Here is a 24,142-nt window from a genome sequence, read left to right as displayed (position 1 = left end):
GGCGAGGGCATGTCAAAGCTCAGCGGCATCATCAGGGGATTTTGTATCGCCGCGGCGGTCAGCCTGACCTCGCAAGCGCTCGCCGCTGTGGTCATTCTGGACGGCGCCGGTCCACCTCCCTCGCCGGCGCCTGCGCTCACGGCGCCGGAGACACCTCCGGACGCGACCACGCCACAAGGCTCAGGACCGGCTGTTCCGGCGCCGCCGGCTGAACTGGCGCCGGCCGCGCCGCCCGCGATCACCGCGCCGCCGCCGCAACCTGCATCGCCCCCGCCGGAGGCACGGACGACCACACTCGATCTCTCCGGCGCGGCGCCGGCAAATCCGGCCGAGCTGTCGGTCGAAATGTTGCCCGGCCGAACCGTGAGCGTCGGATCGACCGTTTCGTTCAAGGTCAGCAGCAAGAAGCCGGGCTACCTGGTGCTCATCGACGTCGACGCCACCGGTCATCTCACCCAGCTCTATCCCAACACGACGTCGCTGACCCGGACCAACCGCGCCAACGCCAACTACGTCAAGCCGGGCATCCCGTTCACGATACCGCTTGCAACCGATCCTTACGCGGGCGTGCGCTACGTCGTGTCCCCCCCGAACGGCCGCGCCACGATCGTAGGTATTCTTAGTCCGTTGCCGGTGCAGATTCTCGACCTTCCGGATGTGCCGGCCGAGCTGGTCGACAAGCCCGACAAGGTGCTGTCCTTCCTATCCAAGCGTGCAGGCGAGCTGCGCATTCTCGACAGCGGCAATCAGTTGCGGGAAGCACGCTGGTCGTTCGATGCGAAACCTTACGTCATTCAATGACCCGCTGGTTGCTATGCATCGCTTCATGAGTCCAACAGCGCCCTACTCGGCGGCCATTGCTGTTTGCAATGGGGGTTGCTCAGTCGAATCCTCGTGCATCTCATGTGTGGTCGGCCTGATCCGGAACCACGCGGCATAGAGCGCGGGAAGAAAGAGCAGGATCAGCCATCGAAGCCACGGTGCAACGCACGAGGCCCCTGATCCTGACCGCGCTTGCCTTTGTGCTGGCCTTCATCCCGCGCACACACTCCGTCTTCTGGGGATCGATGGCCTATACTTTGATCGACGGCACGGCAGTCGGCACGGGCTAAACGAAAATGTGATCGATGCAGCGATCGGCCTTCGAGGACTCCATCGAGAAGCGTTCGCATCCCGCGGAGCCTCTATCGGCCCTTGATAGATTGCGTTCACCCTCTATCTGACGTATAGAGGTTGAATGAAATCTAAGAAGGAGATCCAAGATGCGAGTGAGTCGCATTCAGGCCGCGGAAAACCGTCAGAACGTGATCAATGTGGCAAGTCGCCTGTTCCGGGAGCGCGGCTTCGATGGCATCGGCCTCAAGGATCTGATGGAGGGCGCCGGGCTCACCCAAGGCGCCTTTTACAAGCAATTCGCGTCGAAAGAGGATCTGGCGGTAGAGGCGTCCAAGCGGGCAATGGAGAGCGCCTCCGGCCGATGGTCGGACGCGGCCACGCAGCATCCTGATGATCCGCTTGGCGCGGTGATCGCGTTTTACCTCAGTGGCGATCATCGCGAAGAGAGGATGGACGGCTGTCCGATCGTAGCACTCGGCTCAGATGCTGCCCGACAGGGCCCCGATGTGAAGGCGGCATTCGAAGCGGGCATCAAAGCGCATCTCGAAGTCCTCAGCCGCTTCATCGCTCAGAGCGGCGGAGAGGCCGCCCGCGGCAAGGCGATGGCTATTCTCTCAACCATGGTCGGCGCGGTGACGCTATCGCGCGTCGTCAACGATCCCGGCTTGGCCCAGGCCTTTCTGGACGCGGCGGCCGAACAGGTTCGCGACACCGCTGCCGCTTGAAAGATCACAACCGTTCAAAGCACAGAGAAACTCCAATGCTCGCGAGTGACGCCAAACCAACTCTGCTCAAGATAGCGGACACGCTAAGCGTACGTTTTCAAAAGACCGGCAGCGGGCCTCCGCTGCTCCTCATACATACGATCCGGACGCAACTCGAGTATTTCCGGAGCCTTGCGCCCCTCCTCGCGACATCGCACACCGTGTACGCCATCGACCTTCCGGGCCACGGACACTCACCGATAGATCCAGGCGCGAGCTTCGACGAGCCCTATTTCAGGCGGGCGGTCATTGGCTTCATCGAGGAGCTCGACCTCTCCGACGTGACGCTCGTTGGCGAGTCGATCGGCGGCGCATTGGCCCTCACGGTAGCCGCGGCGCTTCCGCACCGGGTGAAGCGGGTCTATGCAATCAACCCCTACGACTACGAGACCCGCTACGGGGACGGCCTTCGGCGTGGCAATTTGCTCGCCAACTTCATTATCGGAAGTTTGCAGGTTCCGGTACTCGGCGCGATCAACGCATCGCTCGAAAACAAGCTGATTCTCGGCAAGATCATGGGCGGCGGGTATCACGACCCTCGCAAGCTGCCGGCCGATCTGCTTGCTGAGTTCGATCACGTCGCCCACCGCCCGGGATACAAGCGGGTCGCACGCAAGGTGTTGGCAGGGTGGCGATCCTGGAGCAAGGCACGCGATTGCTATCGGCACATCTCGGCGCCGGTAACGCTCATTTATGGCGATAGTGATTGGTCTCGGCCAAACGAGCGCGAACGCACACGATCGCTGATCCCTGCCGCGCAGATGGTGACCCTCAGGAATACCGGCCACTTCTCAGCTCTCGAGAATCCGTCGGAGCTGGCTCGGGTGATCTTGGCGACAGAATGAGCGCGCAATCAACCACGGGAGTGGCGACCATGTTCAAACGCTTTGGGACAGTGAATTACAGCACTGAGATCCTATTCAATGCAGCGGATCTGGCGTTCGCGTCCCATTGCCAGCCGCCTCACCCGCTCCTGAACGCGACAAGCGGCCGCGAGATCAGGGGGAGAGGGTCGGAGCGCAGGCGCTCGTCACCGAGTCCAATATCGGCCGCAGCCTGACGGCGAGTTCGGCGCGATCATTGGCAAACAACTGGTCAAACGTCTTGTTCTCATCCGGAGAAATCCGGTCGGCAAGATGGTCCGAATAGCAGACGCAGTACTGGGCGAGCTTTGCGACCTTGATCGCCTTGTTTTTTGGATTGTCGGTCTGCTTCTGGAAACAGATCTTGAAGGCGTTTTCCAGGAACTCGGTCCGACTGGTACCAGTCAGCCCCGATTGCGCAAAGCCGGCTGAGGATGTCAGGACCAGAAGAAGGCAGATCGGAATGACCCTCATCGATGAAGCTCCGCTTGCGCCGCATCCAGCCTATGCTGCGGACCGAAAACACCCCACGAATATTGAATTGCCGGACACCGGCCCGTCAAGCCAACGGCGATTGCATCATCATCCCGGGGCGGAGACTGCGCATGAGCGCCGGCCGTTGCCGGCGCCAGTGACGAGGCCTCGCCGTCCCGCTCAAAACGCGGGAATCTGCCCCGGCAGCTTGTCCTTGATCAGCTGCCGGATGGTATCGTTCTGGAAGGCATGCACCAGCTTGGCCACCCATGGAGCATCCTTGTCACGTTCGCGGACAGCGATGAAGTTGTTGTAGGGATTGTTCACCGGCGATTCGATCGCAATCGAATCCTTGCCTGGAATCAGCCCTGCCGGGACCGCGTAGTTGGTGTTGATCACCGCCGCGTCGACATCGTCGAGGCTGCGCGGAAGCTGTGCCGCGTCGATCTCGCGGAATTGCAGCTTCTTGGGATTGTCGCTCACGTCGAGCACTGTTGGCAGCAGGCCGACGCCATCCCTAAGCTTGATCAGCTTCTCGGCCTGCAGCAGGAGCAACGCGCGGCCGCCATTGGACGGATCGTTGGGGATACCGATCGAGGCACCCGGCTTCAGTCCATCGACCGCCTTGACCTTGCGGGAATAGAGCCCGATCGGCGCGACGATGGTGTCGGCGACCGGCGTGATCTTGTAGCCCCTGGCCTTGATCTGATTTTCGAGGAAAGGCTTGTGCTGGAACGCGTTGGCGTCGAGGTCACCGGCATCCAGCGCGGCGTTCGGCAACAAATAGTCGTTGAACACGACGACGGTGATGTCGAGCCCGTCCTTGGCAGCGATCTCCTTGACCTTGGCCCAGAGGATTTCGGCGTCCCCGCCGGAGATTCCCACCTTGATCTTTTGATCGCCCAAAGCCGGCGCGGCGAACGCCATCACCGCCATGATGAGTGCAAGCAAACGAAGTTTCATGTCGTATATCCTCTAAAGATGGGAATTGATGCCGGCTCGGGTCCCGTCACATCGATGGGACCAGCCGCCCCCGTATGACAGACCCTGCGTCTAGCGATGACGCAGCCGCCGGTTGAGCCGCCGTGCGAGATAATCGCCGATGGTCTGCACGCTCTGCACGAGCGCGATCAACACGACCACCACCGCAAGCATCATCTCGGGCATGAAGCGCTGGTACCCATAGCGGATGCCGAGGTCGCCGAGACCGCCGCCGCCGACGGCACCGACCATCGCGGAATAGCCGAGCAGGCTGACCACGGCGAGCGTCAGTGCCAGCACGAGTCCCGGCAGCGCCTCGGGGATCAGAACCTTGAAGACGATCTGCAGCGGGCTGGCCCCGAAGGAGGAGGCGGTCTCGATCAAGCCGCCATCGACCTCGCGGATCGCCGCCTCGACCAGCCGGGCGATGAAAGGCGTCGCCGCCACGGTCAGCGGCACGATCGCGGCGCCCGAACCGATCGAGGTACCTGCGACCAGCCGTGTGAACGGAATGATGGCGACGACGAGAATGATGAAGGGCGTCGAGCGGGTCGCATTCACGATCACGCCCAAGACAGCATTGACCGAGGGCGCAGCGAACAGTTCGCCCTTGCGGCTGGTGGCGAGGAAGACGCCGAGCGGCAAGCCCACCGCCGTCGCCATGAGGGCCGCGATGGAGACCATGAACAGGCTTTCGCCGGTGGCCTGGATGACGAGGTTGATGAGTTCAGGCGACATAGCCGAGTCGCTCCGCTGCGAAATCGTTCTGCGAGAGAAAGAACAATGCTTGGCGCAAGGCCGCCTCGCCACCCGGGATGCCCAGGATCACCGAGCCGACATGTCGGCCGCCGATCTCGTCGATGCGCGCCGACAGCACGGCGACATCGATCGCCAGTTCGCGCGCGAGCCGCGCCACCACGGTATCGCCGGCATCGGTACCCTGTACTTGCACGCGAATGACGGCCTTCCCGGCCGGCACCGGGTGCTGCTCGAGCCGGCTTGCCAGCGACACGGGCACGGTGTCGCCAAGCACTTCCGCGAGAAATGTCTGGGTCGTCGGATGTCTGGGATGGGTGAAGATGTCCGCGACGTGGCCGCGTTCGACGATCCGACCGCCGTCGATCACGACCACCTCGCTGGCGAGCTGACGCACCACCGATATCTCGTGCGTGATCAGGACGATGGTAACACCGATCTCGCGATTGATGTTGGCGAGCAGGTCAAGGATCGCCCGCGTCGTCTGCGGGTCGAGCGCGGAGGTCGCTTCATCTGACAGCAGCACATTGGGGCGGGTCGCCAGCGCGCGTGCGATGCCGATCCGCTGCTTCTGTCCGCCCGACAGTTCGGATGGGTAGCGGTCGTGCTTGTCCGCGATATCGACCAGTTCCAGAAGCTCGGCCACGCGCGTCCTGATATCGGCCTTCGACCATCCGGCGATCTCGAGCGGCAGCGCGATGTTGCCTGCGGCGGTACGCGAGGAGAGCAGATTGAAATGCTGGAAGATCATCCCGATCGAGCGTTGCGCAAGCCGCAAAGGATGACCGCTCAACGCCGAGATATCGCGGCCGTCGACCACCACGCGGCCGGTCGTCGGCTTCTCAAGCCCGTTGATCAGCCGCACGAGGCTGGATTTGCCCGCACCGGAGCGACCGATCACGCCCGTGATCGAGCCGCGGGCAATCGCGAAATCGATATCCTGCAGGGCCTGCACGCTCGGCTTGTCGCGGTAGGCTGGATAGGTCTTCGACAACCGTTCGAAGCGAACCATCGGCTCGGCGACGACCGCCGCAGGCGCAACCGGCTCGGGCGGCCGGAGCGGCTCTGCGACTGCCAGGGACTGATGGGCATTCATCGAAAAAAACTCACTTGATGCGCTGCGGTGCAACCGGATTTGCGCCAACATCGCCCGGACGTGTCGCGATGGCAATTTCAGATATTTGCAGCGGCGTGGGCGGAGCTTTCCCAAGCCCGCGATGGAGAAGAAACTCCTTCTCCGCGCAGGTGCCTTCGTAGGGCGCTCCGTAGCCGCTTTGTGTCAAGGCCTTGACCCGCCGTAGCGCGGCCGGTTCTCAGGGACTCAGCGTCGGTTGCGTGTTCGGCTCGCGCGGCAGCTCCGCCTCGCTCTGTTCCGGCAGGTTCTCACCGCGGATCTCAAGCGGCGCGCCGATCCAGAGCGCATGGCCGGTGTGATCCGCCAGCGGATGCGTGGTGTTCGGATGCACCAGGACACTGAGGCGCCCATGATTGAGCATCAGCCACGGCACCAGCGCCGGGAAGACGTCATTGGCAAAGGCCACCTGATACATCGCGCGCGCGTGCGGCCCGACAGGTGCATCATGCCAACGCCCAAGCGTCACCACGAAGCGCTCGCCGATCCAGGTGCGCAATCGCTCCGCTTCCGCGCGTGTCTCCTGATCATAATAGACATGCGCGTGGAAGCTTGCGATCGCCCGCAGCGGATGCGGTGCTTGTTCGTTCGCCCTGCTGTCCATCGGTGACCACCTTTCTCCCGTCACCCCTGACCGCCTTCATTAAACTAAATGGCCTAGCCTCCGCAATTGCGGTTCGATCAGGCGAGTCCATTCGGCGAACCAGAGCGACATCGATTGTGCGCCGATCGCCAACCCATGGCCTGCAGGAAGTCGCCTCTTGTCACGACTGATCCCGATCTGGATCAGAAGGAGCAGAAGATCGAACGCCGTTGGTCCAATCGCTATGAGCTCGGAGCTTCGCTCGCGTTCGCGCCGGTCGGGATCCAGGCAACGGCCCTCAAACGAGAACCGCACTTCTCGCGCCCCTTGGACAAAAAGCCAAGGAACTTTCAACCGCAATTCAAGACGCCCACAAGGCCTTTCAGCCAGTAGGGACGTATCTCCGTCAGCAGCAAAGCTATCGGCCGCAAAATCAGCAGCGTCATGAGGATTGTTGTTGGCGGCGCCGGCCTCATCAGAACGAAGCTTGCGAGCAAGCTGCATGGGGGAGCGTCACGAAGTGACTCCAGCAGCTCTCGACACGGGCGTCGACATGATAGCGAGAGAGGGCCTCGATGGAGCGCTTTCGCTCGGCTCGGTTCGTTCCGAGGGCCGGTTAAGAAGGCCCCGCCAGTGAAACGAACGAGTGAGGAACGCTCTTCACGTAGCCCATGATGCGAGCACAATCTATGAGCAAGCCTATCTCGCGCGATCCCTCGCCGGAGGACTCGCCAGCCGAAGCCGAAGCGCGCCGGGGTACCCTGCCCACCGCCGATCGACGTCCTGCCGACGCGGAGATGGCGCGGATCCTTAAGACCACGCCACTTCGCATGGCCTTGGACCCGACCGGAGGCGCGATCGCGCATTGGAAACATGGGGCTGTGCACGACGCACTCGAGCCCATGACGGAGCACGTCGTCACGACCTACACCGCCACGATGCAGCGAATGGAGCGACGATCAGGAAGATCACTTGCAACCGGGATGGCGCGCTCCGGAGTCGTGGCAATCATTCCAGCGGGCTCAAGCGCCCGCTGGGATATTTTCGGGCCAGTCAATGTCGTTCAGCTCTATCTTCCGCACGCAACGCTCGAGCGCGTGGCAGGCGAAGCTGACCTCTCTCTCGCTGCGCTTGCTTCGGATGCCGGCCTGTCGCGCTTTCACTTCTGTCGCGCCTGGATCTATGCGTCGCAGGCCGAGCGTGCCGCTGCTCTGGCATCGGCTGATCCGGAGCGTGTCACCGATCTCTGAACACCTCACCAGCATTGACTGCGCTTTCCACATGGGAAGCCCGACCTGCGCGCCCAGGATCGAGCGACCGAACGCAGGAGTTTCAACGATGAATCACACGACCCACAACACTCAGCAGGAGATAAACATGAGCCTAGATATGACCGCACACTCCGTTGGATCAAAGACAGACGAATTGGTTCCGTCGCGCTACGCATTAAAGGTCGGCGAGATTGACGTGCTGGTGGTCAGCGATGGGGTCCTGCCGCTTCCCGCGCAAATGTTAGGATACAACGCCGACCCGGCCGTCCGGGCCGCTTGGCTGAAGGATATGTTCCTGCCGCCGGACGCTTTCGATTGGGCGCTGAACGCGGTCGTGGTGCGTAGTGGCGGTCGGACCATCCTTATTGACGCCGGATTAGGGAGCGATCCCGACTTGCACTTGCCGCGAGCCGGGCAGTTGATCAAGCGACTGGACGCCGCCGGCATCGATCTTGGGTCGGTCACCGACGTGGTGCTGACTCACATGCACATGGACCACGTTGGCGGGCTGCTCGTCGACGGGGTCAAGGACCGGCTGCGACCGGACCTGCTGATCCACGTGGCGGCCGCCGAGGTCAAATTCTGGGAGGCGCCCGATTTCTCCCACACCGCCATGCCGCCGGGATTCCCGGAGGCGCTTCGGTCGGCTGCCAAGCGATTCACGAAGGAATACCACAACCAGCTACGGCAATTCGAGGAGGAGCACGAGGTGGCGCCCGGCGTCGTCGTCCGTCGCACCGGCGGCCACACCCCCGGGCACAGCGTGGTCCGCCTGGCGTCCGGCGGTGACGCACTGACATTCGCCGGCGACGCCGTGTTTACGGTCGGGTTCGAGCAGCCCGACTGGCACAACGGCTTCGAGCACGACCCCGAGGAGGCGGCCCGCGTTCGGGTCCGGCTTTTGCGTGAACTGGCCGAGACCGGCGAGATGCTGGTGGCCACTCACCTGCCATTCCCGTCCATCGGCCGGGTGGCCGTCGACGGCGACGCTTTCCGGTGGGTGCCGGCGTTCTGGGATTACTGACCGCTTGCTGGGTTAGGCCAAACCAGGGCGTGTGCTCATCGCGTTGATGAGTTCGCGCCCTGGCGACCGCGATTGTACAAGACCGTGCTGCAGTGTGAAAAAGTGGTGCCCAGGGAGAGAATCATACGCAACCGCCGACACGAGGAACGACTATTTGTGCTTAGTATCGTGGCGTGAGCGCTTGGCAGACGGGGTCGCGCAGCATGTTCGATTACGTCCTTCCTTCCAATCGGAGGCGCTTGTAGAGCGCTTCGACTGCATCGCATGCGCCGCCGGCCGAGGAGAAGTGAGTAATCGACTGGATTGAGCAAAACGCACCTGCCCCGATCGGCATTTCTCCACCCCGTTGGGGCAGTCACTTGGTTTTGTACTTGACCTGGCCCGACTTCCCATCCGCCGTCTTGATCGTCAGCGTGACCGTGGTACCAGGCCCGATGGGGTTCTTGGCGTCTCCCTTCAAGGAGTTCGCACCCGAGGGCGTTAGCTGAACCGTTTCCCGACCGGGGCCGCCGACGATAAGAACTGCTCCCGAATAACCTTTGGTCGGAATCGGGTTCGGCTTGTACGGCTCCCAGACGTTGATAGTCACTGTGTTACCGGACGTCAGCAGTTCCGCGTCGATGCCGGCAACGTCGAGCATGAGGCCGCCGTTCGGGCCTTTTTCGTAATCCTCGGCCAGCACAGGGCTCGCGAATATCAGACTGACGACGAACAACATGATGACCTTCATGACTGGGCTCCCTTCGGATTGAACGTCGGTTGATCCTAGTCTTTGATGCCGTCTCGCCGGAACAGGACATAGAGCGCCGGCAACACCAGCAGTGTAAGGATCGTTGACGAGATCACCCCGCCGATGACGACGGTGGCGAGCGGCCGCTGCACCTCGGCTCCGGCGCCCGTTGCGACCGCCATCGGGACAAAGCCGAGGGAAGCCACGAGCGCTGTCATCAGAACCGGACGCAGGCGCGTCACAGCGCCCTGCTGCACGGCCTCGACCACCGGCAATCCCTGAGTGCGCAATTTTTCGATGAAGGTGATGATCACAAGGCCGTTGAGCACTGCCACGCCCGAAAGCGCAATGAACCCGATGCCCGCGCTGATCGACAGCGGGATACCCCGCAGGAGCAACGCGACGACGCCTCCCGTCAGGGCCAGAGGAACTCCGCTGAACACCAAAACTGCATCCGCGGCCGATCCGAGGCTCAGGAACAGCAGCAGAAAGATCAGCGCCAGCGCAAGCGGCACGACAATCGTCAGGCGCTGCGTAGCCGAGACGAGTTGTTCGAACTGGCCGCCCCACCCGATCCAGTAGCCGGCCGGGACCTTGACCTTTTGCGCCACTTGATTTTGGGCGTCCGCAACGAAGGAAGCGAGATCACGACCGCGGACATTTGCCGTGACGACGATGCGGCGCTTGCCATCTTCGCGGCTGATCTGGTTGGGACCTGGCGTGATATCGATCTCGGCGATTTCCGAGAGCGGGACATAGCGGATTTGCGCCAGTGGCGAATTGCCCCACAAGGCGGTCGTCGCCTTGGCCGAGTTCTCGACCGGCGGCAGCGGGATCGGCAGTGATCTGATCGCCTCGACATCGGAGCGCAGATGTTCCGGAAGTCGAACCACGAGATCGAAGCGCCGATCGCCTTCGAAGATGCGGCCCACGCTCTTGCCCGCGACGGCAATCTCGACGAGGTTTTGCACATCGCCGACATTGATGCCGAACCGCGAAAGAGCCTGGCGATTGACGCGGACGGTCAGGACCGGCAGCCCTTCGACCTGCTCGGCCTTGACATCTGCTGCGCCTTTCACCTTCTGCAAGATCGCCTGGACTTGAGCTGCGGCGGAAACCAGCACGTCGAGGTCGTCTCCGAATATCTTGACTCCGACATCACTGCGAACGCCCGAGACCAGTTCGTTCATGCGCTGCTGGATCGGCTGGGAAATCCCGTAGACACTTCCCGGCACGTCCTCCATCGCTTTCTGGATGTCCGCGACGAGGGCGGCTTTCGTCTTATACGGATCGGGCCACTGCCGGCGCGGCTTCAGCATCACATAACCATCGCCGGCCGACGGCGGCATCGGATCGGTCGCGATCTCGGCCGCGCCCGTTCGGGCGAACACGTCCTTGACCTCCGGCACCTCAAGCAATCGTTTTTCGAGCATCTCCTGCATTTGGACCGATTGCGTCAGGCTAGTGCCAGGGATGCGGATGATATCCATGGAGACATCACCCTCGTCGAGGCTCGGGATGAACTCGCCGCCCATACGGGTTGCTGCTATGGCGCAGACCGCGACCAGCAATGTGGCGATCAGCACCACCCCGAAGCTGTTCCGAAGCGATCCCTTCAGCAACGGAACGTAGATGCGCCTGGCAATGCGCATGAACAAATTCTCGCGCTCCGAAACGGTCCCCGTGCCCAACAGAGCAACAGCCGCTGGCACGAAGGTCAGCGAAAGGACGCTGGCGCCGGTCAGCACCATCAACACCGTCAGGGCCATCGGCGTGAACATCTTTCCCTCAGCGCCGCTCAGCGTGAGGACGGGAAGATAGACGGCGGCGATGATGAAGGTCCCGAACAGGCTCGGCCGAATGACCTCCCGCGATCCTGCCAGAATGGTAGCGAAGCGCTCCTGGCGGTCGAGAGCGCGGCCAAGCTGATGCTGTTGGGCCGCCAGCAGCCTCAGGCAGTTTTCGACGATGATCACCGCGCCGTCGACGATGATACCGAAGTCGATCGCGCCCAGGCTCATGAGGTTGGCGCTGACCCTGTTTTCAACCATTCCTGTGATCGCAAACAGCATCGAGAGCGGAATCACGCATGCGGTGGCGACGGCCGCCCTGACATTTCCAAGGATCAGGAACAGAACAACAATCACCAGGATGGCGCCCTCGATGAGATTGGTCCTGACGGTTGCAACGGTCGCGTCGACCAGGCGGGTGCGGTCGTAGACGGTGTGCGCCATCACGCCATCCGGCAGCGACCGCGATATCTCCTTGAGCTTGGCATCCACGCGCTGGGAAGCCGTGCGGCTGTTCTCGCCGATCAACAGCATGGCGGTGCCCAGCACGACCTCCTGCCCGTTGAGCGTTGCAGCTCCGGTGCGCAGATCCGTGCCTTCTCGGACGTCGGCGACATCTGCAATACGCACGGGAAAGCCATTGCGTGATCCGATGACGATCTGCTTGATCTCGTCGATGTTGCCGACCTGGCCTGGCGTGCGAACGAGGTATTGTTCGCCGTTGCGTTCGATGTAGCCCGCGCCCACATTGGCATTGTTGGCCGCCAGCGCCGCCATCACGTCGTGAAATGTCAGCTTGTACGCCATGAGCTGGGCGGGATCTGGCAGCACATGGAATTGCTTCTCGAATCCTCCGACCGTATTGACCTCATTGATGCCGGGAACGGTCCTCAACCGCGGCCTGATGATCCAGTCCTGGATCGTCCTTAAGTCAGTCGGCGTGTAGGATTGGCCATCTTGCTTGCGGGCGTCAGGCTTGGCTTCGACCGTGTACATGTAGATCTCGCCGAGGCCCGTCGAAACCGGGCCCATGGCTGTCTCGATGCCGGCGGGCAACTGATCCTTTGCCTGTTGGATGCGCTCGTTGACCAATTGCCTGGCGAAATAGATGTCCGTCCCGTCCCTGAAGATGATCGTGACCTGACTGATGCCGTAGCGCGACAGCGACCTGGTGTTCTCCAGGTTCGGCAAACCTGCCATCGCCGTCTCGATCGGGAACGTGATGCGCTGCTCGACCTCCAGCGGCGAATATCCCGGGGCCCGGCTGTTGATCTGGATCTGGACGTTGGTGATGTCGGGAACGGCGTCGATCGGCAGCCGCGTGAAATTGTAGGCGCCGAAGCCGGCCAAGGCCAGAACGCCAATCATGACCAACCATCGCTGGCGGACCGCAAAGGAGAGGATGCCGTCAATCATTGTCCGCCGCTCCTTTCCCCATTTCCGATTTCAGGATGAAGCTGTTGCGGGCAGCATAGACGTCCCCTTCCAGCACGCCGAAAGTGATCTCGGCGAACTGCGGGTCACGCTCGCCGATCTCGACATCGCGCGGCTCGAACTTGTCGCCGCTGCGCACGAAGACCACCGCCCGGTTTTCGACCGTCTGCAGTGCCGAAGACTTCACGGCCACGGCGACTTTTCGTTCCGACAAGGTCACGCGGGCGGTGACAAAGAGGCCCGGCCGAAGCCGCTGGTCGGGGTTCGGCACGATGGCGCGGGTAAGCGCGCTCTGGGTCTCGGTGCTTCCGACCGGAGACAGGTATGCGATCCTGGTCTCGATCAGCACGCCGCCGTCGCCCGGATCGATAAAGACCTGATCGCCGGTATGCACGCGGGCAAGATCGCGCCGGTAGACGGAGAGATCGATCCAGACGGTCGACAGGTCGGCGACGACAAAGGCGGGCTTCTGCTCTGAGACGTACTCTCCCAACGTGGTCTGACGGTCGATCACCGTGCCTGCGAGCGGCGCCTTCAGTTCGTACGGCGTGAGGCTCTGGTTGCTCTCCACGACAGCAAGCACATCGCCCTTTTGAACGTGATCGCCGATCCGCTTGCGCACTTCGCGCACGATACCGGGAAAACGGGGGGTGACTTGAACGAGCGATTCCTGGTTGGGCTGGACGACCCCGTTCAGGAGGAGGCTGTCTCGAAGCACGGCAGAGGACGCGGTGGCCAGCTCGATACCGGCAGCGGCAATCTTGGCATCACTCAGCGTGATGCCTTCCGAACGCTCTTCCTTTTCGGCGCTCTCGGCCTTTTCAGCCTTCTCGTTCGACCCGATGTTCGTGCTCGCTGGTGTCAGCATGCGATAGCCGCCGAAGATCAACGCCGCGGCAACCAATGCGAAGCTCAAGTAGCGAATCACTCGGGACATCATCGGGCGCTCTCCCGAGCCAGCGAAAACGGATTCCCGATCAGCCCTTCGATGGTGGCGATCGCGATATGGAAGTTTTGCAGCGCCTCCTGCTCGCGAAGGCGGGCCTGAGTCAGGTTCGCCTGAGCGTCCAGGACTTCGAGGAGCGTAAAGCGGCCTTGGCCATAGCCCTCCGCGATGGCGTCCGCGGCCTGCTGCGCTTTCGGAATCGCAGTGTCCCGCAGGATGCCGAGCTCTCGCAAGGAGCCTTGCAGGGAGTCGTAGGCTCGCCCGGCGACCACGATGAGGGTGTTGCGGTTGGCCTGCCGCTCTGCGCTTGCCTTGGCCAGGTTTTCCTGAGCCGAAAGGACATTGCCCTGGTTCTGGTCGAAGACTGGAATGGGTACCGACAGTGTCAAGCGAACGGCATCATCGTTCGTCTCGTTGAAGTGCCGCCACCCGGCGCTGAGCTGCACGTCCGGATAGGGCTTCAGACGCGCGATCAGAAGCTCGGCGTTACGCTGCGCGTACACTGCGGTCCAGCGGACCAATTGAGGGTTGGCGTCAATCGCCGCGACGACCGACTGGAACGTGGGTGGACGGCCCGCAGCGTCAAGGCGGCCGGAGACCGAAGCGAACTTCGGTGTCGTATCTCCCAGGAGCACAGCCAGCTCGCGCCGTGCGCTCGCAAGCGTCGCTCTGACGCGTTCGCGATCCGCCTTCACCAGGGCGGAGGCTACTTCAGCCCGCCCGGTTTCTGCCGGCGATGACGCGCCGGCCTCGACACGTCGCTGCAAGAGCGGTGTCAGCTTGTCGATCGCGGCAACCTGCTCGTCGAGGATCTGGATCCGACGCTGCGTGCCGAGCACGTTAAGAAAGGCGATCGCCGTTTCGGAAAGCACCTCCAACCGGACGGCGGTCCGCTGGATTGCAGCAACCTCAACACCCGCTTGCCCCGCCGCGATGCGCGCATCGCGCTTGCCGAACCATTCGAAGATCTGGCTGATCTGTAACGTGGTCTCTGCGGACTTCGTCCCCCGATATTTGCCTGTGCCGAAGGAATCGTCCTGTTCATAGGACAGATCGGGATTGAGCAGCGTTCCAGCCTGGATGCGCTGACCGGTCGCGATGCCGATGTCCCGTTCGGCCGCGGTAAGACGGGGGCTCGCCGCGACTGCGCGGGCAAGCGCGTCCCTCATCGTGAGTGTCTGGGAGTATGACGGACCTGCGAGCCACGGGCCGACCAGAAGGGTCGCCGCGCATGCAAGACGCATCGCTGTCCTGACGAGCATGGAGAAATACCTGGACGAACAAAACCGAGCGCCGGCGCGCTCCGAGGATGCGCTCAGGTCAGCCGTTTGGGCGGGGGCGTATCGAGCCCGGGATGATCCTCAAGGAGAAACGTTGGCGTTGCAAAGGCCAACGCCGCCGGCTTCGCCGACGGCTCGGCGGCCAACACCGGAGGCGGAATCAATAACGGCACGCAAGTGTAGCAGTGATCGACAACGGTGACCGATTTCTTGGCCCCGTGGTCGGCGTTGTCCTGGTCGCCGTCGAGCATCACCTGATCCGCGACGGCGAGCGTCTCCTCGGCGCAGGAGACCTCCCCCGCAATTCCGACCATCACATAGGCGAGCATGAGGAATACGGTCAGGAACCCGCGCAGCGCAGGTGCAAAAGCGTGCGATTTATGGCCGATCCGCCGTTTCATCACCCTACCGATAGCAAGGACCGCCGATAAGCACCATCAGAGATTCGGCCCGGTGCGATCGGTCCGCTTTCGCGGGTGGCAGGCAAATATCGGGGAGAGAGGACGATCCGGCCTTCCGCAACAAGATCATCAACATCAGAAGTCTCAGAACGGCGAAGGCCAAGACGGTTCGCATCGTGCCGGATTGAGTTGAAGAACCACACGCCGAGTTCTTCGAATCCTGATTCACCTTTGATCGCTCTCGTCCGAATAGTCGCCACGCAAGCTGCATGGAAATTGGTCGAAGCCACGCGGAGCGGCGAACTGCCGCCTCGCTTGCACGCGTCACCTAAATTGGCTGCGGGGAATGATGCGACCCCTTGCGAGATCTAAGCAATTGATTTTCTTGTAGTATGAGCCCTGGGGAGAGAAATCCGCCGGCGCCTTCGCGTCGAACATCTACCGAACGCAATCGTACGAGATCGTGCTGCAGTTTGGAAAAATGGTGCCCAGGGGCGGAATCGAACCACCGACACTGCGATTTTCAGTCGCATGCTCTACCAACTGAGCTACCTGGGCAGGTCTCGAAGGCGTGGAAAAAAGCCCATCGAGCCCGCGCCTTATAGGCGGCAGAGGCGGCGCTGTCTACCGTTGCGGCACGATTGTTTCCACATTCCTGTTGGGCCTGCGCCGACAGTTGCACCGCGTTTGGCGCGACGGCAAGATCTTGAAACATCTGCGTTATTCGACATCGTCCTCATCCCCCTCGGTGGCCGGGATGACATAGGAGCCGGAAAGCCAGCGGTTGAGATCGACGTCGCGGCAGCGCGGCGAGCAGAATGGACGCACCTCGTTCGCCGCCGGGCGGTTGCAGATCGGGCAACGGCGGACCGGCTTGGCGGCAGCGTCTCGGGCAGGGTTGGGCGTTCGGTCTGGCATCGCACCGTTATTTAAGCACCGCGACCGGCGAATGCACCCGGGATCCGGCAATCTCGCCAGCCATGTGGCCTGGCAGACAACGAGCGTCAGCCTTTCGAACCGCGCTCAGACCCCGACCGTGTTGAGCCAGCCGAAGCGGATCGGAAAACCTTCGCCGGCGAGCAGGCTGACGGTCTCGTAGAGCGGCAGGCCGACCACGTTGCTGTAGGAGCCAACCATCTTCACCACGAAGGAGCCGGCGATGCCCTGCACCGCGTAGCCGCCGGCCTTTCCGCGCCATTCGCCGGAGCCGATATAGGCCTGGATGTCCTCCTCGCTCAGCCGCTTGAAGCGCACGCGGGTCTCGACCAGACGCTGGCGGAACGCCTCCCGCGGCGTCACCAAGGTGATTGCGGTGTAGACGCGATGGTTGCGGCCCGACAGCAGCCGCAGGCATTGCGAGGCCTCGTCGACCAGATTGGCTTTGGGCAGGATGCGGCGGCCGACCGCGACCACTGTGTCGGCCGAGATGATGAAGGAGCCGCGCAGCTCGTCGTCGAGCTGGACCGACTTCAACGCCGCATCGGCCTTGGCGCGGGCGAGACGGTTGGCGCAGGCGCGCGGCAGCTCCCCGCGCTTCGGCGTCTCGTCGACATCGGCCGGACGCAGCGCGTCGGGCTCGATGCCGGCCTGGTTGAGCAGCGCCAGACGCCGCGGCGAGCCGGAAGCAAGAACGATTTTGGGACGGCCGAGCATGCTGATTTGACGGGAGGATTCGGAAAATGGCTGGAGCGCGCGCGGAACCTATCGGATGGGCTGCCATTCCACAACCCGCGGGCGCCGTTCAAGGAGAGGCCGGATGCCGCCTGCTCTAAGGGCGCAACGTGAGCCGCTGGCGACGATCCTTGTTTCGGTTCGATGACACCTGTGTGGAACTCACGCGCCCTCTATAATCCAGCGGGGCCGCCCTTGACGAAGCGTTTGCGGATCCGGGCGTAGAGCCCGTCGGAGACCTCGCGATAGGCTGCGAGCTTCTGCTCGCGATTCCCCGCGGTATCGGTCGGGTCTGGCGTCGGCCAATATTCGATGTCGGCGGCCAAGGTGCGGGTCAGCTCCAACGCCTTGTGATGCGCCTCCGGCGACAGCGTGATGATGAGATCGAAGTTCAGCCCCTCCCAGTCCTCCAGCTCCTCGAAGGTGGTCGGCTTGTGGGTGGAGATATCCTGGCCGAGCTCGGCCATGACAGCGACCGCGAACGGATCGAGCTCGCCCTTCTTCACGCCTGCGGAGCGGACATAGAGCTCTCGCGGGAACATGTGGTGCAACAGGCTCGCGGCCATTGGCGAGCGCACGCTGTTCTGGCCGCAGGCGAACAGCACCGCCTGCGGTTGGCGCGTCCGCGGAGCCTCGGCCATCCGCTCAACCGCCCGCGCTGACGGAAGCGAGATGTCCGCCGGCTGCCATCATCCGCCTTCCCCTTTCCAATGCAGCACGGTGATCAGGGTGAACAGCCGCCGCGCGGTCTCGAAATCGATTCTCACCTTGCCCTTGAGCCGCTCCTGCAGCGTGCGCGAGCCCTCGTCGTGAATGCCGCGACGACCCATGTCGATCGCCTCGATCTTGTCGGGCGTGGCGGTGCGGATCGCCTGGTAATAGCTGTCGCAGATCATGAAGTAGTCCTTCACGATCCGCCGGAACGGCGTCAGCGAAAGCAGATGCGTCACGACAGGCGATCCGTCCTCCTTGCGGATGTCGAACATCAGCCGGTTGGATGTGATGCCGAGATGCAGGGCGAACGGTCCAGCGACGTCGACGCCTTCGGGCGCGAAGAGGTTTTGCTCGATCAGATCGTAGATCGCAATCGCACGCTCATGCTCGATATCCGGTCCCGACCGGCCGATCGACTCGTCGTCGAGCGTCACCGCGACGATCCGCTTGGCCTGATCATCGCTGGGCGGGGGCGCGGTCATGACAGATTGAGGCGCAGTCCAATGGAACGGGAATGGGCGTCGAGGCCCTCGGCCTTGCCCAGGGTCATCGCCGCTGGTCCGAGCGCGCGCAGCTGGTCGGGGCCGCATTTGAGGATCGACGTGCGCTTCATGAAGTCGAGCACGCCGAGCCCCGAAGAGAATCGCGCCGAGCGCGCGGTCGGCAGCACGTGGTTGGAGCCGCCGACATAATCGCCGATTGCCTCCGGCGTGTGGTGACCTAAGAAGATCGCGCCGGCATTGCGGATCTTGGCGGCAAGCGCATCCGGATCGCGGGTCATCACTTCCAGGTGCTCAGCGGCGATGGCGTCCGCCAGTGGCACCGCCTGGTCGAGATGACTGATCTCGATAATGGCGCCGAAATCGGCCCAGGAGGCGGACGCGATGGCAACACGCGGCAGCGTTTTCAGCCGGCCTTCGACCGCGCGGGCAACCTCATCAGCGAGACGGCGACTGTCGGTGATCAGGATGGACTGCGCGCTGGCATCGTGCTCGGCCTGGGCGAGCAGATCGGCTGCGATCCACTCGGCATTCGCGCTGTCGTCGGCGATGACCAGCACCTCGGAGGGGCCAGCGATCATGTCGATGCCGACCTTGCCGAACACCAATCGCTTCGCGGCGGCGACATAGGCATTGCCGGGGCCGACGATCTTGACGACCGGATTGATCGTCGCCGTGCCATAGGCGAGCGCGGCAATCGCCTGAGCCCCGCCGACGCGGTAGATCTCGGAGACGCCGCCGAGATGCGCGGCTGCCAGCACCAGCGGATTGAGCCTGCCCTCGGGCGCCGGGACCACCATGACAAGACGCTCGACACCGGCAACCTTGGCCGGCACCGCGTTCATCAGCACGGAGGACGGATAGGCCGCGGTGCCGCCGGGAACATAGAGGCCGACGGATTCGACCGCGCTCCAGCGCCAGCCGAGCTCGACACCTTCGGCGTCGCTGAAGCGCTGGTCTTGCGGCACCTGTCGCAGATGAAACGCCTCGATGCGGTCACGGGCAAATTTGAGCGCGTCCACCGTGGCCGGATCGCAGGCCAGCACCGCCCGCTCGATCTCGGACGCCGTCACCCGCAGCGACGACGCATCGAGCTCCAGGCGATCGAACTTCTTCGTCGCCTCGATCAAGGCCGCATCGCCACGCTTGGCGACATCGTCGACGATCAAGCGCGCGGCGGCTTCGACGTCGGCCGAGGCCTCGCGCTTGGCGGCGAGAAACTGCCGGAACTGGGCATCGAAATCGGCGCTGTCGCGGCTCAGACGAATAGGCATTGCATGCTTTCCAGGGGCGGGATTCGAGGCGCCCTCGCCTGCTCAATGGCGCGGCGGCGAGGGGTCGTCAACCCCGGCGGAACAGCCCTACCCGCCCCCGCCGGTCCTATCTCCCTCTCCCGGATCTCCCGTCCCCAGATCGTCGGGACCGAGGTCGGTCAGTTCGCATTCCAGGCACTCGACGTCGAGGCGCAGTGCCCCGCCATGCGAGAACAGCAGAAGCGCACTGCCGCCGGGCGGCTCGGTGTCGTGAAACTCGATGCCGATCAGCTCCAGCACGGTGTTCGGCGCCGCCACATCGATCTTGCGCGACTTGCAGGCCAGCACCCGGTCGAACCGGAGCACGGAGACCAGCCGGCGCGGCTCGGCATGGCCATGCAGCGTCTGCGCCCAGTCCAGCCGGTTCATGCCGATCACCAGCCGCTTCTCGGCCTGACGCCAGATGATGTCGGCCGGCTGCACCCTGGCGTCCTGCACATGGGTGGAGACCACGGCCAGATCGTCGGCATCGAGCGCGATCAGTTTGAGCCGGTCGGTCACGGCATGATTGTCCCACGTCCTTAGTCGCTGATGCGCTCGATCGCGGCACCGCACGCCTTCAGCTTCTCCTCGAGCCGCTCGAAGCCGCGATCGAGGTGGTAGACGCGATTCACCATGGTTTCGCCCTCGGCGGCAAGCCCTGCGATGACCAGCGACACCGACGCGCGCAGGTCGGTCGCCATCACGGGCGCCCCGCGTAAGGTCGAGATGCCCTCGATCCGGGCCGTCTCGCCGTCGAGCGAGATGCGGGCGCCGAAGCGCGCGAGCTCCTGCACGTGCATGAAGCGGTTTTCGAAGATGGTCTCGGTGATCGCCGAGGACCCTTGCGCGCGCACCATCAGCGCCATCAGCTGCGCCTGCAAGTCGGTCGGGAAGCCCGGGAACGGAGCGGTCGCGACCTGCACAGGGCGGATGCCGTTGCCGTTGCGGCGCACGCGGATGCCGTCGGCATTCACGCTGATCTCGGCGCCCGCTTCCTTCAGCACGTCGAGTGCCGATTGCAACAGCTCGGCCCTGGCACCTTCGAGCTGGACGTCGCCGCCGGTCATCGCGGTGGCGATCGCATAAGTGCCGGCCTCGATCCGGTCAGGCAGCACGGTGTGCCGCGCGCCGTGCAGGCGATCGATACCCTCGACCTCAATCCGCGCCGTGCCGGCGCCGGTGATGCGCGCGCCCATCTTGATCAGGCATTCCGCAAGATCGCTCACCTCCGGCTCGCAGGCGGCGTTGGTGATGAGCGTCGTGCCCTTGGCGAGCGTCGCGGCCATCAGCGCGACATGGGTGCCGCCGACCGTGACCTTCGGAAAATCGATATGGCCGCCGCGCAAGCCTCCGTGCGCCTTCGCGACCACATAGCCGCCGTCGATGGCGATCTCGGCGCCGAGCTTTTCCAGCGCCATGATCAGGAGATCGACCGGGCGGGTGCCGATGGCGCAGCCGCCGGGCAAGGACACTTTCGCCGCGTGCATGCGCGCGAGCAGCGGCGCGATGACCCAGAAGCTCGCCCGCATCCGCGACACCAGCTCGTAAGGCGCCGTGGTGTCGATGATGTCAGCGGCGGAGATCTGCAGGGTCTGGCCCTGATATTTGCCGTCGCCGACCCGCTTGCCGACCGCGGTGATATCGACGCCGTGATTGCCGAGGATACGCTGCAGCTGCGCGACATCCGCAAGGCGCGGCACGTTGTCCAGGATCAGCGTCTCCGGCGTCAGAAGCCCGGCGATCATCAGCGGCAGCGCGGCGTTCTTGGCTCCCGAGATCGGGATGGTGCCATTGAGCGGGTTGCCGCCGATGATCCGAATGCGATCCATGCCGATGCCTGCCGAGGTTCGATGAGGAGGAAGCATGGCATGAGTCGCGACATTGCGGCGATTTGATGGGATCGCCGCAATGTCAGCTGCGATCTCCCTCAAGCCGACAGCGGCAGCGGCCGGAACCGCCGCCAGACACTGATGATCGCGACCGCGAACAGCAGCAGCACGACGCCCTGCACGATCGCGAAGACGGTCGCATTCGGCGGATCGCCCGGGGCCAGCGCATGCAGCAAGGGGATCTTGAGGAAGCTCTGGATCACCAGCACGAACACGTTGAGGTAGAGTGAGACCAGCGCGCTCACCACATAGACCGGCCGCCAGACGCCCGAAAGCCGCCTGCCATAGAGCGCGACGCAGGCGATCGCCAGCAGCACCAGCGAGATGACGCTGAGCACATGCGACGGCAACAGCTCGGTGAACGGAAACATCAACCCGGTGACGCTGGTCAGGATCGTCGTCACCAGAAAGATGCCGGTCAGCGCCGGCATCCGCTGCGAGCCGAGCATGCCGAACATCACGACGAGGCCCGAGGCGACCGCGACCAGGCTGATGATCACATGAAGAAGTGTGAAATTTTCAAGGCTCAATCCGAGCATCATGGCGAGAGCTCCGTTGGACGACCGCACCACCATGCGCGAGCGCCATGGCAAAATTGCCACCGGAGCGAGGCATGCGGCGCGCATTCACGAAAATGCACCCCTGCCGCCGCGATATTTCGCGGGAGCGCCGCGTGCGCGCCACAGATGTTGCCCGAGTACGACACGTGAAACATCATACTAAGAGCTGATCATTGCCGCCCGGACCGCGCGGCATTTGCAACGTCGCACGATCGCTTCGAAAAAAGCACGACGGTTTCGTCTTGCCATCAACTACGCCACCGGCTTCAGCGAATCGGCGAGGAAGCCGTGCAGCGCCGCGACCACCTGGGCGCCCTCGCCGATCGCGCCGCCGACCCGCTTGACCGAGCCCGAGCGCACGTCGCCGATCGCGAACACGCCGGGCACCGAGGTTTCCAGCGAGGCCACGAGCCGTCCGGCATTCTGCTCGGACTGCGCGCCGGTCACGACGAAGCCGGCACGATCGAGCGTGACGCCGCAGCCATTGAGCCAGCCGGTGGCCGGATCGGCGCCGACGAACAGAAAGAGGTTGCGAATATCGAGCGACATCTCCTCTGGCGAAAGACGGCTCTTCCAGATGATGCGCTCCAGCCCGACATCGGCATTGCCTTCGAGACCCACGACCTCGGAATTGAACATCAGCTCGATGTTCGGTGTTGCCTCGATGCGCTCGATCAGATAGCGCGACATGCTGGCGGCAAGGCCGCCGCCGCGCACCATCATGTGCACCTTGCGCGCGTGCCCCGAGAGGAACACCGCCGCCTGACCGGCCGAATTGCCGCCGCCGACCAGCGCGACGTCCTGGCCCGAGCACAGCCGCGCCTCGATCGGCGAGGCCCAGTACCAGACGCCGCGTCCCTCGAAATCCTTCAGCCGGTCGATCTGCGGCTGGCGGTAGCGTGCCCCGCTCGCCACCACGACGGCGCGCGAGCGCACCTCCTCGCCGCCGTCAAGCGACAGCACGAAGGCGCCATTCTTGCGCTCGCAGTCCAGCGAGTTGACCGAGACCGGGATCATGATTTCGGCGCCGAACTTCTGCGCCTGGTTGAAGGCGCGCGCGGTCAGCGCATGGCCGGTGATGCCGGTAGGAAAGCCGAAATAGTTCTCGATGCGCGCGCTGGCGCCGGCTTGGCCGCCGAACGAACGGGAGTCCATCACGACGACGGACAGGCCCTCGGAGGCGGCATACACGGCGGTCGCCAGTCCCGCCGGCCCGCAGCCGACGATCGCAACGTCATAGACCTTGTCGCCACGCGCCCCGCCGATCATGCCGATGGCGTGGGCGAGCTCGGTCTCGCTGGGATTGCGCAGCACGGTGCCGTCGGCGATCACCACCAGGGGCCAATCGGTCGGCGACGGCGAGTAGCGCGCGATCACCTCGGCGGCATCGTGATCGGTGGCCGGATCCAGCAGATGATGCGGAAAGCCGTTGCGCACCAGGAAATTCTGCAGCCGCGCCACCGAGGTCGAATTGGTCGGGCCGATCAGCACCGGACCGCCGCCGCCGCTCTGGATCAGACTGACCCGGCGCAGGATCAGCGCGCGCATGATGCGCTCGCCGAGCTCGGCCTCGGCGACCAGCAGCGCACGCAGCCTGTCGGGCGGCAGCAGCAATGTCTCGACGTCGCCTTCGGCCACGCCGTCGACCAGCGCGACGCGTCCCGAGAGCTGGCCGATCTCGGCCAGGAACTGGCCCGGGCCGCGCTCGGAGATCTGGGTGACGTGGCCGAGGCCATCGCGCTGGCTGATGCTGACCTGGCCGGACAAGATCACGAACATGCCGAGACTGGGCTTGCCGGTCTGAAACAGCATCTCGCCGTCACGATAGCTGCGCACTTCCCCGAAGCGGCGCAGCCGCTCGATCTCCTGCGAGGTCAGGCTCGGGAAGGTCTGTTCGAAGCGCGGAAACGCCCGGGGTGAGATTCCATTCTCGATGCCGCCGCTCGAACCGCCATCCGCTGTCATCGC

26 protein-coding genes and 1 tRNA gene are annotated in these 24,142 nt (G+C 63.7%); 6 read left to right on the top strand and 21 right to left on the bottom strand.

Going from position 1 to position 24,142, the window contains the following annotated elements; translation table 11 throughout:
* Positions 1–9: 9 nt before the first annotated feature.
* The 4 genes from P6U24_RS04880 to P6U24_RS04865 all read left to right on the top strand — a co-directional run bounded on the left by P6U24_RS04880 (position 10) and on the right by P6U24_RS04865 (position 2,725).
* Entirely contained in the window at positions 10–801 is a 792-nt protein-coding gene (locus P6U24_RS04880; protein WP_407158060.1) for a DUF4384 domain-containing protein, read from the top strand.
* A gap of 179 nt (positions 802–980) precedes the next feature.
* Positions 981–1,112, top strand: coding sequence for a hypothetical protein (locus tag P6U24_RS04875; protein ID WP_407158059.1), 132 nt, complete (start codon positions 981–983; stop codon positions 1,110–1,112).
* A gap of 150 nt (positions 1,113–1,262) precedes the next feature.
* Positions 1,263–1,841 (top strand): TetR/AcrR family transcriptional regulator, encoded by a 579-nt coding sequence (locus P6U24_RS04870; RefSeq protein WP_407158058.1) that lies wholly within the window; start codon positions 1,263–1,265, stop codon positions 1,839–1,841.
* 35 nt (positions 1,842–1,876) lie between these two features.
* Positions 1,877–2,725, top strand: coding sequence for an alpha/beta fold hydrolase (locus P6U24_RS04865; RefSeq protein ID WP_407158057.1), 849 nt, complete (start codon positions 1,877–1,879; stop codon positions 2,723–2,725).
* A 153-nt stretch (positions 2,726–2,878) separates the two neighbouring features.
* On the opposite strand, the gene P6U24_RS04860 is transcribed toward P6U24_RS04865, so the two are convergent.
* The 6 genes from P6U24_RS04860 to P6U24_RS04835 all read right to left on the bottom strand — a co-directional run bounded on the left by P6U24_RS04860 (position 2,879) and on the right by P6U24_RS04835 (position 7,173).
* Positions 2,879–3,217 (bottom strand): hypothetical protein, encoded by a 339-nt coding sequence (locus P6U24_RS04860; protein WP_407158056.1) that lies wholly within the window; start codon positions 3,215–3,217, stop codon positions 2,879–2,881.
* A gap of 180 nt (positions 3,218–3,397) precedes the next feature.
* A complete protein-coding gene (locus tag P6U24_RS04855) occupies positions 3,398–4,180 on the bottom strand; it encodes a MetQ/NlpA family ABC transporter substrate-binding protein (RefSeq protein WP_407158055.1) in 783 nt (260 codons plus the stop codon).
* A 90-nt stretch (positions 4,181–4,270) separates the two neighbouring features.
* Positions 4,271–4,936, bottom strand: a complete 666-nt coding sequence (locus P6U24_RS04850) for a methionine ABC transporter permease (RefSeq protein WP_407158054.1) — start codon at positions 4,934–4,936, stop codon at positions 4,271–4,273.
* Positions 4,926–6,050 carry a methionine ABC transporter ATP-binding protein gene (locus tag P6U24_RS04845; RefSeq protein ID WP_407158053.1) on the bottom strand — a complete coding sequence of 375 codons (1,125 nt, stop codon included), beginning with the start codon at positions 6,048–6,050 and terminating at the stop codon, positions 4,926–4,928. The genes P6U24_RS04850 and P6U24_RS04845 overlap by 11 nt, the downstream gene beginning before the upstream one ends.
* Positions 6,051–6,267: 217 nt before the next feature.
* Positions 6,268–6,690, bottom strand: coding sequence for a DOPA 4,5-dioxygenase family protein (locus P6U24_RS04840; RefSeq protein ID WP_407158052.1), 423 nt, complete (start codon positions 6,688–6,690; stop codon positions 6,268–6,270).
* 39 nt (positions 6,691–6,729) lie between these two features.
* Complete coding sequence (locus P6U24_RS04835) at positions 6,730–7,173, bottom strand: hypothetical protein (RefSeq protein ID WP_407158051.1); 444 nt, start codon at positions 7,171–7,173, stop codon at positions 6,730–6,732.
* Positions 7,174–7,358: 185 nt separating this feature from the next.
* On the opposite strand from P6U24_RS04835, the gene P6U24_RS04830 reads away from it, so the two are divergent.
* Complete coding sequence (locus P6U24_RS04830) at positions 7,359–7,919, top strand: hypothetical protein (protein WP_407158050.1); 561 nt, start codon at positions 7,359–7,361, stop codon at positions 7,917–7,919.
* Positions 7,920–8,007: 88 nt separating this feature from the next.
* Entirely contained in the window at positions 8,008–8,964 is a 957-nt protein-coding gene (locus P6U24_RS04825) for an MBL fold metallo-hydrolase (protein WP_407158049.1), read from the top strand.
* A 355-nt stretch (positions 8,965–9,319) separates the two neighbouring features.
* Here the strand turns inward: P6U24_RS04825 and P6U24_RS04820 are convergent, their stop codons facing one another.
* From P6U24_RS04820 to P6U24_RS04750, 15 genes are all read right to left on the bottom strand, one after another.
* Positions 9,320–9,694 carry a hypothetical protein gene (locus P6U24_RS04820; RefSeq protein ID WP_407158048.1) on the bottom strand — a complete coding sequence of 125 codons (375 nt, stop codon included), beginning with the start codon at positions 9,692–9,694 and terminating at the stop codon, positions 9,320–9,322.
* A gap of 35 nt (positions 9,695–9,729) precedes the next feature.
* Positions 9,730–12,900: an efflux RND transporter permease subunit gene (locus tag P6U24_RS04815; RefSeq protein ID WP_407158047.1), complete on the bottom strand. Its 3,171-nt coding sequence runs from the start codon at positions 12,898–12,900 to the stop codon at positions 9,730–9,732.
* The gene (gene ihpB, locus P6U24_RS04810; RefSeq protein ID WP_407160781.1) at positions 12,893–13,855 is read right to left on the bottom strand and encodes a divalent metal ion exporter adaptor subunit IhpB; all 963 of its coding nucleotides are present in this window, start codon (positions 13,853–13,855) and stop codon (positions 12,893–12,895) included. Before ihpB ends, P6U24_RS04815 begins: the two co-directional genes overlap by 8 nt.
* Entirely contained in the window at positions 13,855–15,126 is a 1,272-nt protein-coding gene (gene ihpA, locus P6U24_RS04805) for a divalent metal ion exporter subunit IhpA (RefSeq protein WP_407158046.1), read from the bottom strand. The genes ihpB and ihpA overlap by 1 nt, the downstream gene beginning before the upstream one ends.
* A gap of 53 nt (positions 15,127–15,179) precedes the next feature.
* Entirely contained in the window at positions 15,180–15,545 is a 366-nt protein-coding gene (locus P6U24_RS04800; protein ID WP_407158045.1) for a hypothetical protein, read from the bottom strand.
* A 482-nt stretch (positions 15,546–16,027) separates the two neighbouring features.
* Positions 16,028–16,103, bottom strand: a tRNA-Phe gene (locus tag P6U24_RS04795).
* A 162-nt stretch (positions 16,104–16,265) separates the two neighbouring features.
* Entirely contained in the window at positions 16,266–16,463 is a 198-nt protein-coding gene (yacG, locus tag P6U24_RS04790) for a DNA gyrase inhibitor YacG (protein ID WP_407158044.1), read from the bottom strand.
* Between the two features lie 105 nt (positions 16,464–16,568).
* A complete protein-coding gene (locus P6U24_RS04785; RefSeq protein WP_407158043.1) occupies positions 16,569–17,198 on the bottom strand; it encodes a Maf-like protein in 630 nt (209 codons plus the stop codon).
* Between the two features lie 191 nt (positions 17,199–17,389).
* Positions 17,390–17,857 (bottom strand): low molecular weight phosphatase family protein, encoded by a 468-nt coding sequence (locus P6U24_RS04780; protein WP_407158042.1) that lies wholly within the window; start codon positions 17,855–17,857, stop codon positions 17,390–17,392.
* Positions 17,858–17,905: 48 nt separating this feature from the next.
* The gene (locus P6U24_RS04775) at positions 17,906–18,412 is read right to left on the bottom strand and encodes a UPF0262 family protein (RefSeq protein WP_407158041.1); all 507 of its coding nucleotides are present in this window, start codon (positions 18,410–18,412) and stop codon (positions 17,906–17,908) included.
* Positions 18,409–19,704, bottom strand: coding sequence for a histidinol dehydrogenase (gene hisD, locus P6U24_RS04770; protein WP_407158040.1), 1,296 nt, complete (start codon positions 19,702–19,704; stop codon positions 18,409–18,411). Before hisD ends, P6U24_RS04775 begins: the two co-directional genes overlap by 4 nt.
* 87 nt (positions 19,705–19,791) lie before the next feature.
* Positions 19,792–20,244, bottom strand: coding sequence for a DUF2948 family protein (locus P6U24_RS04765; protein ID WP_407158039.1), 453 nt, complete (start codon positions 20,242–20,244; stop codon positions 19,792–19,794).
* 20 nt (positions 20,245–20,264) lie between these two features.
* A complete protein-coding gene (gene murA / locus P6U24_RS04760; protein WP_407158038.1) occupies positions 20,265–21,554 on the bottom strand; it encodes a UDP-N-acetylglucosamine 1-carboxyvinyltransferase in 1,290 nt (429 codons plus the stop codon).
* 98 nt (positions 21,555–21,652) lie between these two features.
* Complete coding sequence (locus P6U24_RS04755) at positions 21,653–22,156, bottom strand: hypothetical protein (RefSeq protein WP_407158037.1); 504 nt, start codon at positions 22,154–22,156, stop codon at positions 21,653–21,655.
* Between the two features lie 270 nt (positions 22,157–22,426).
* Entirely contained in the window at positions 22,427–24,139 is a 1,713-nt protein-coding gene (locus P6U24_RS04750) for an FAD-dependent oxidoreductase (RefSeq protein ID WP_407160780.1), read from the bottom strand.
* Positions 24,140–24,142 lie beyond the last annotated feature (3 nt).

This window comes from Bradyrhizobium sp. STM 3557 (assembly GCF_045571465.1).
In the GTDB taxonomy this organism is placed as follows: domain Bacteria; phylum Pseudomonadota; class Alphaproteobacteria; order Rhizobiales; family Xanthobacteraceae; genus Bradyrhizobium.
The sequence above is the reverse complement of the archived record's forward strand: the minus strand, read 5'-3'. Positions and strand labels throughout refer to the sequence as shown.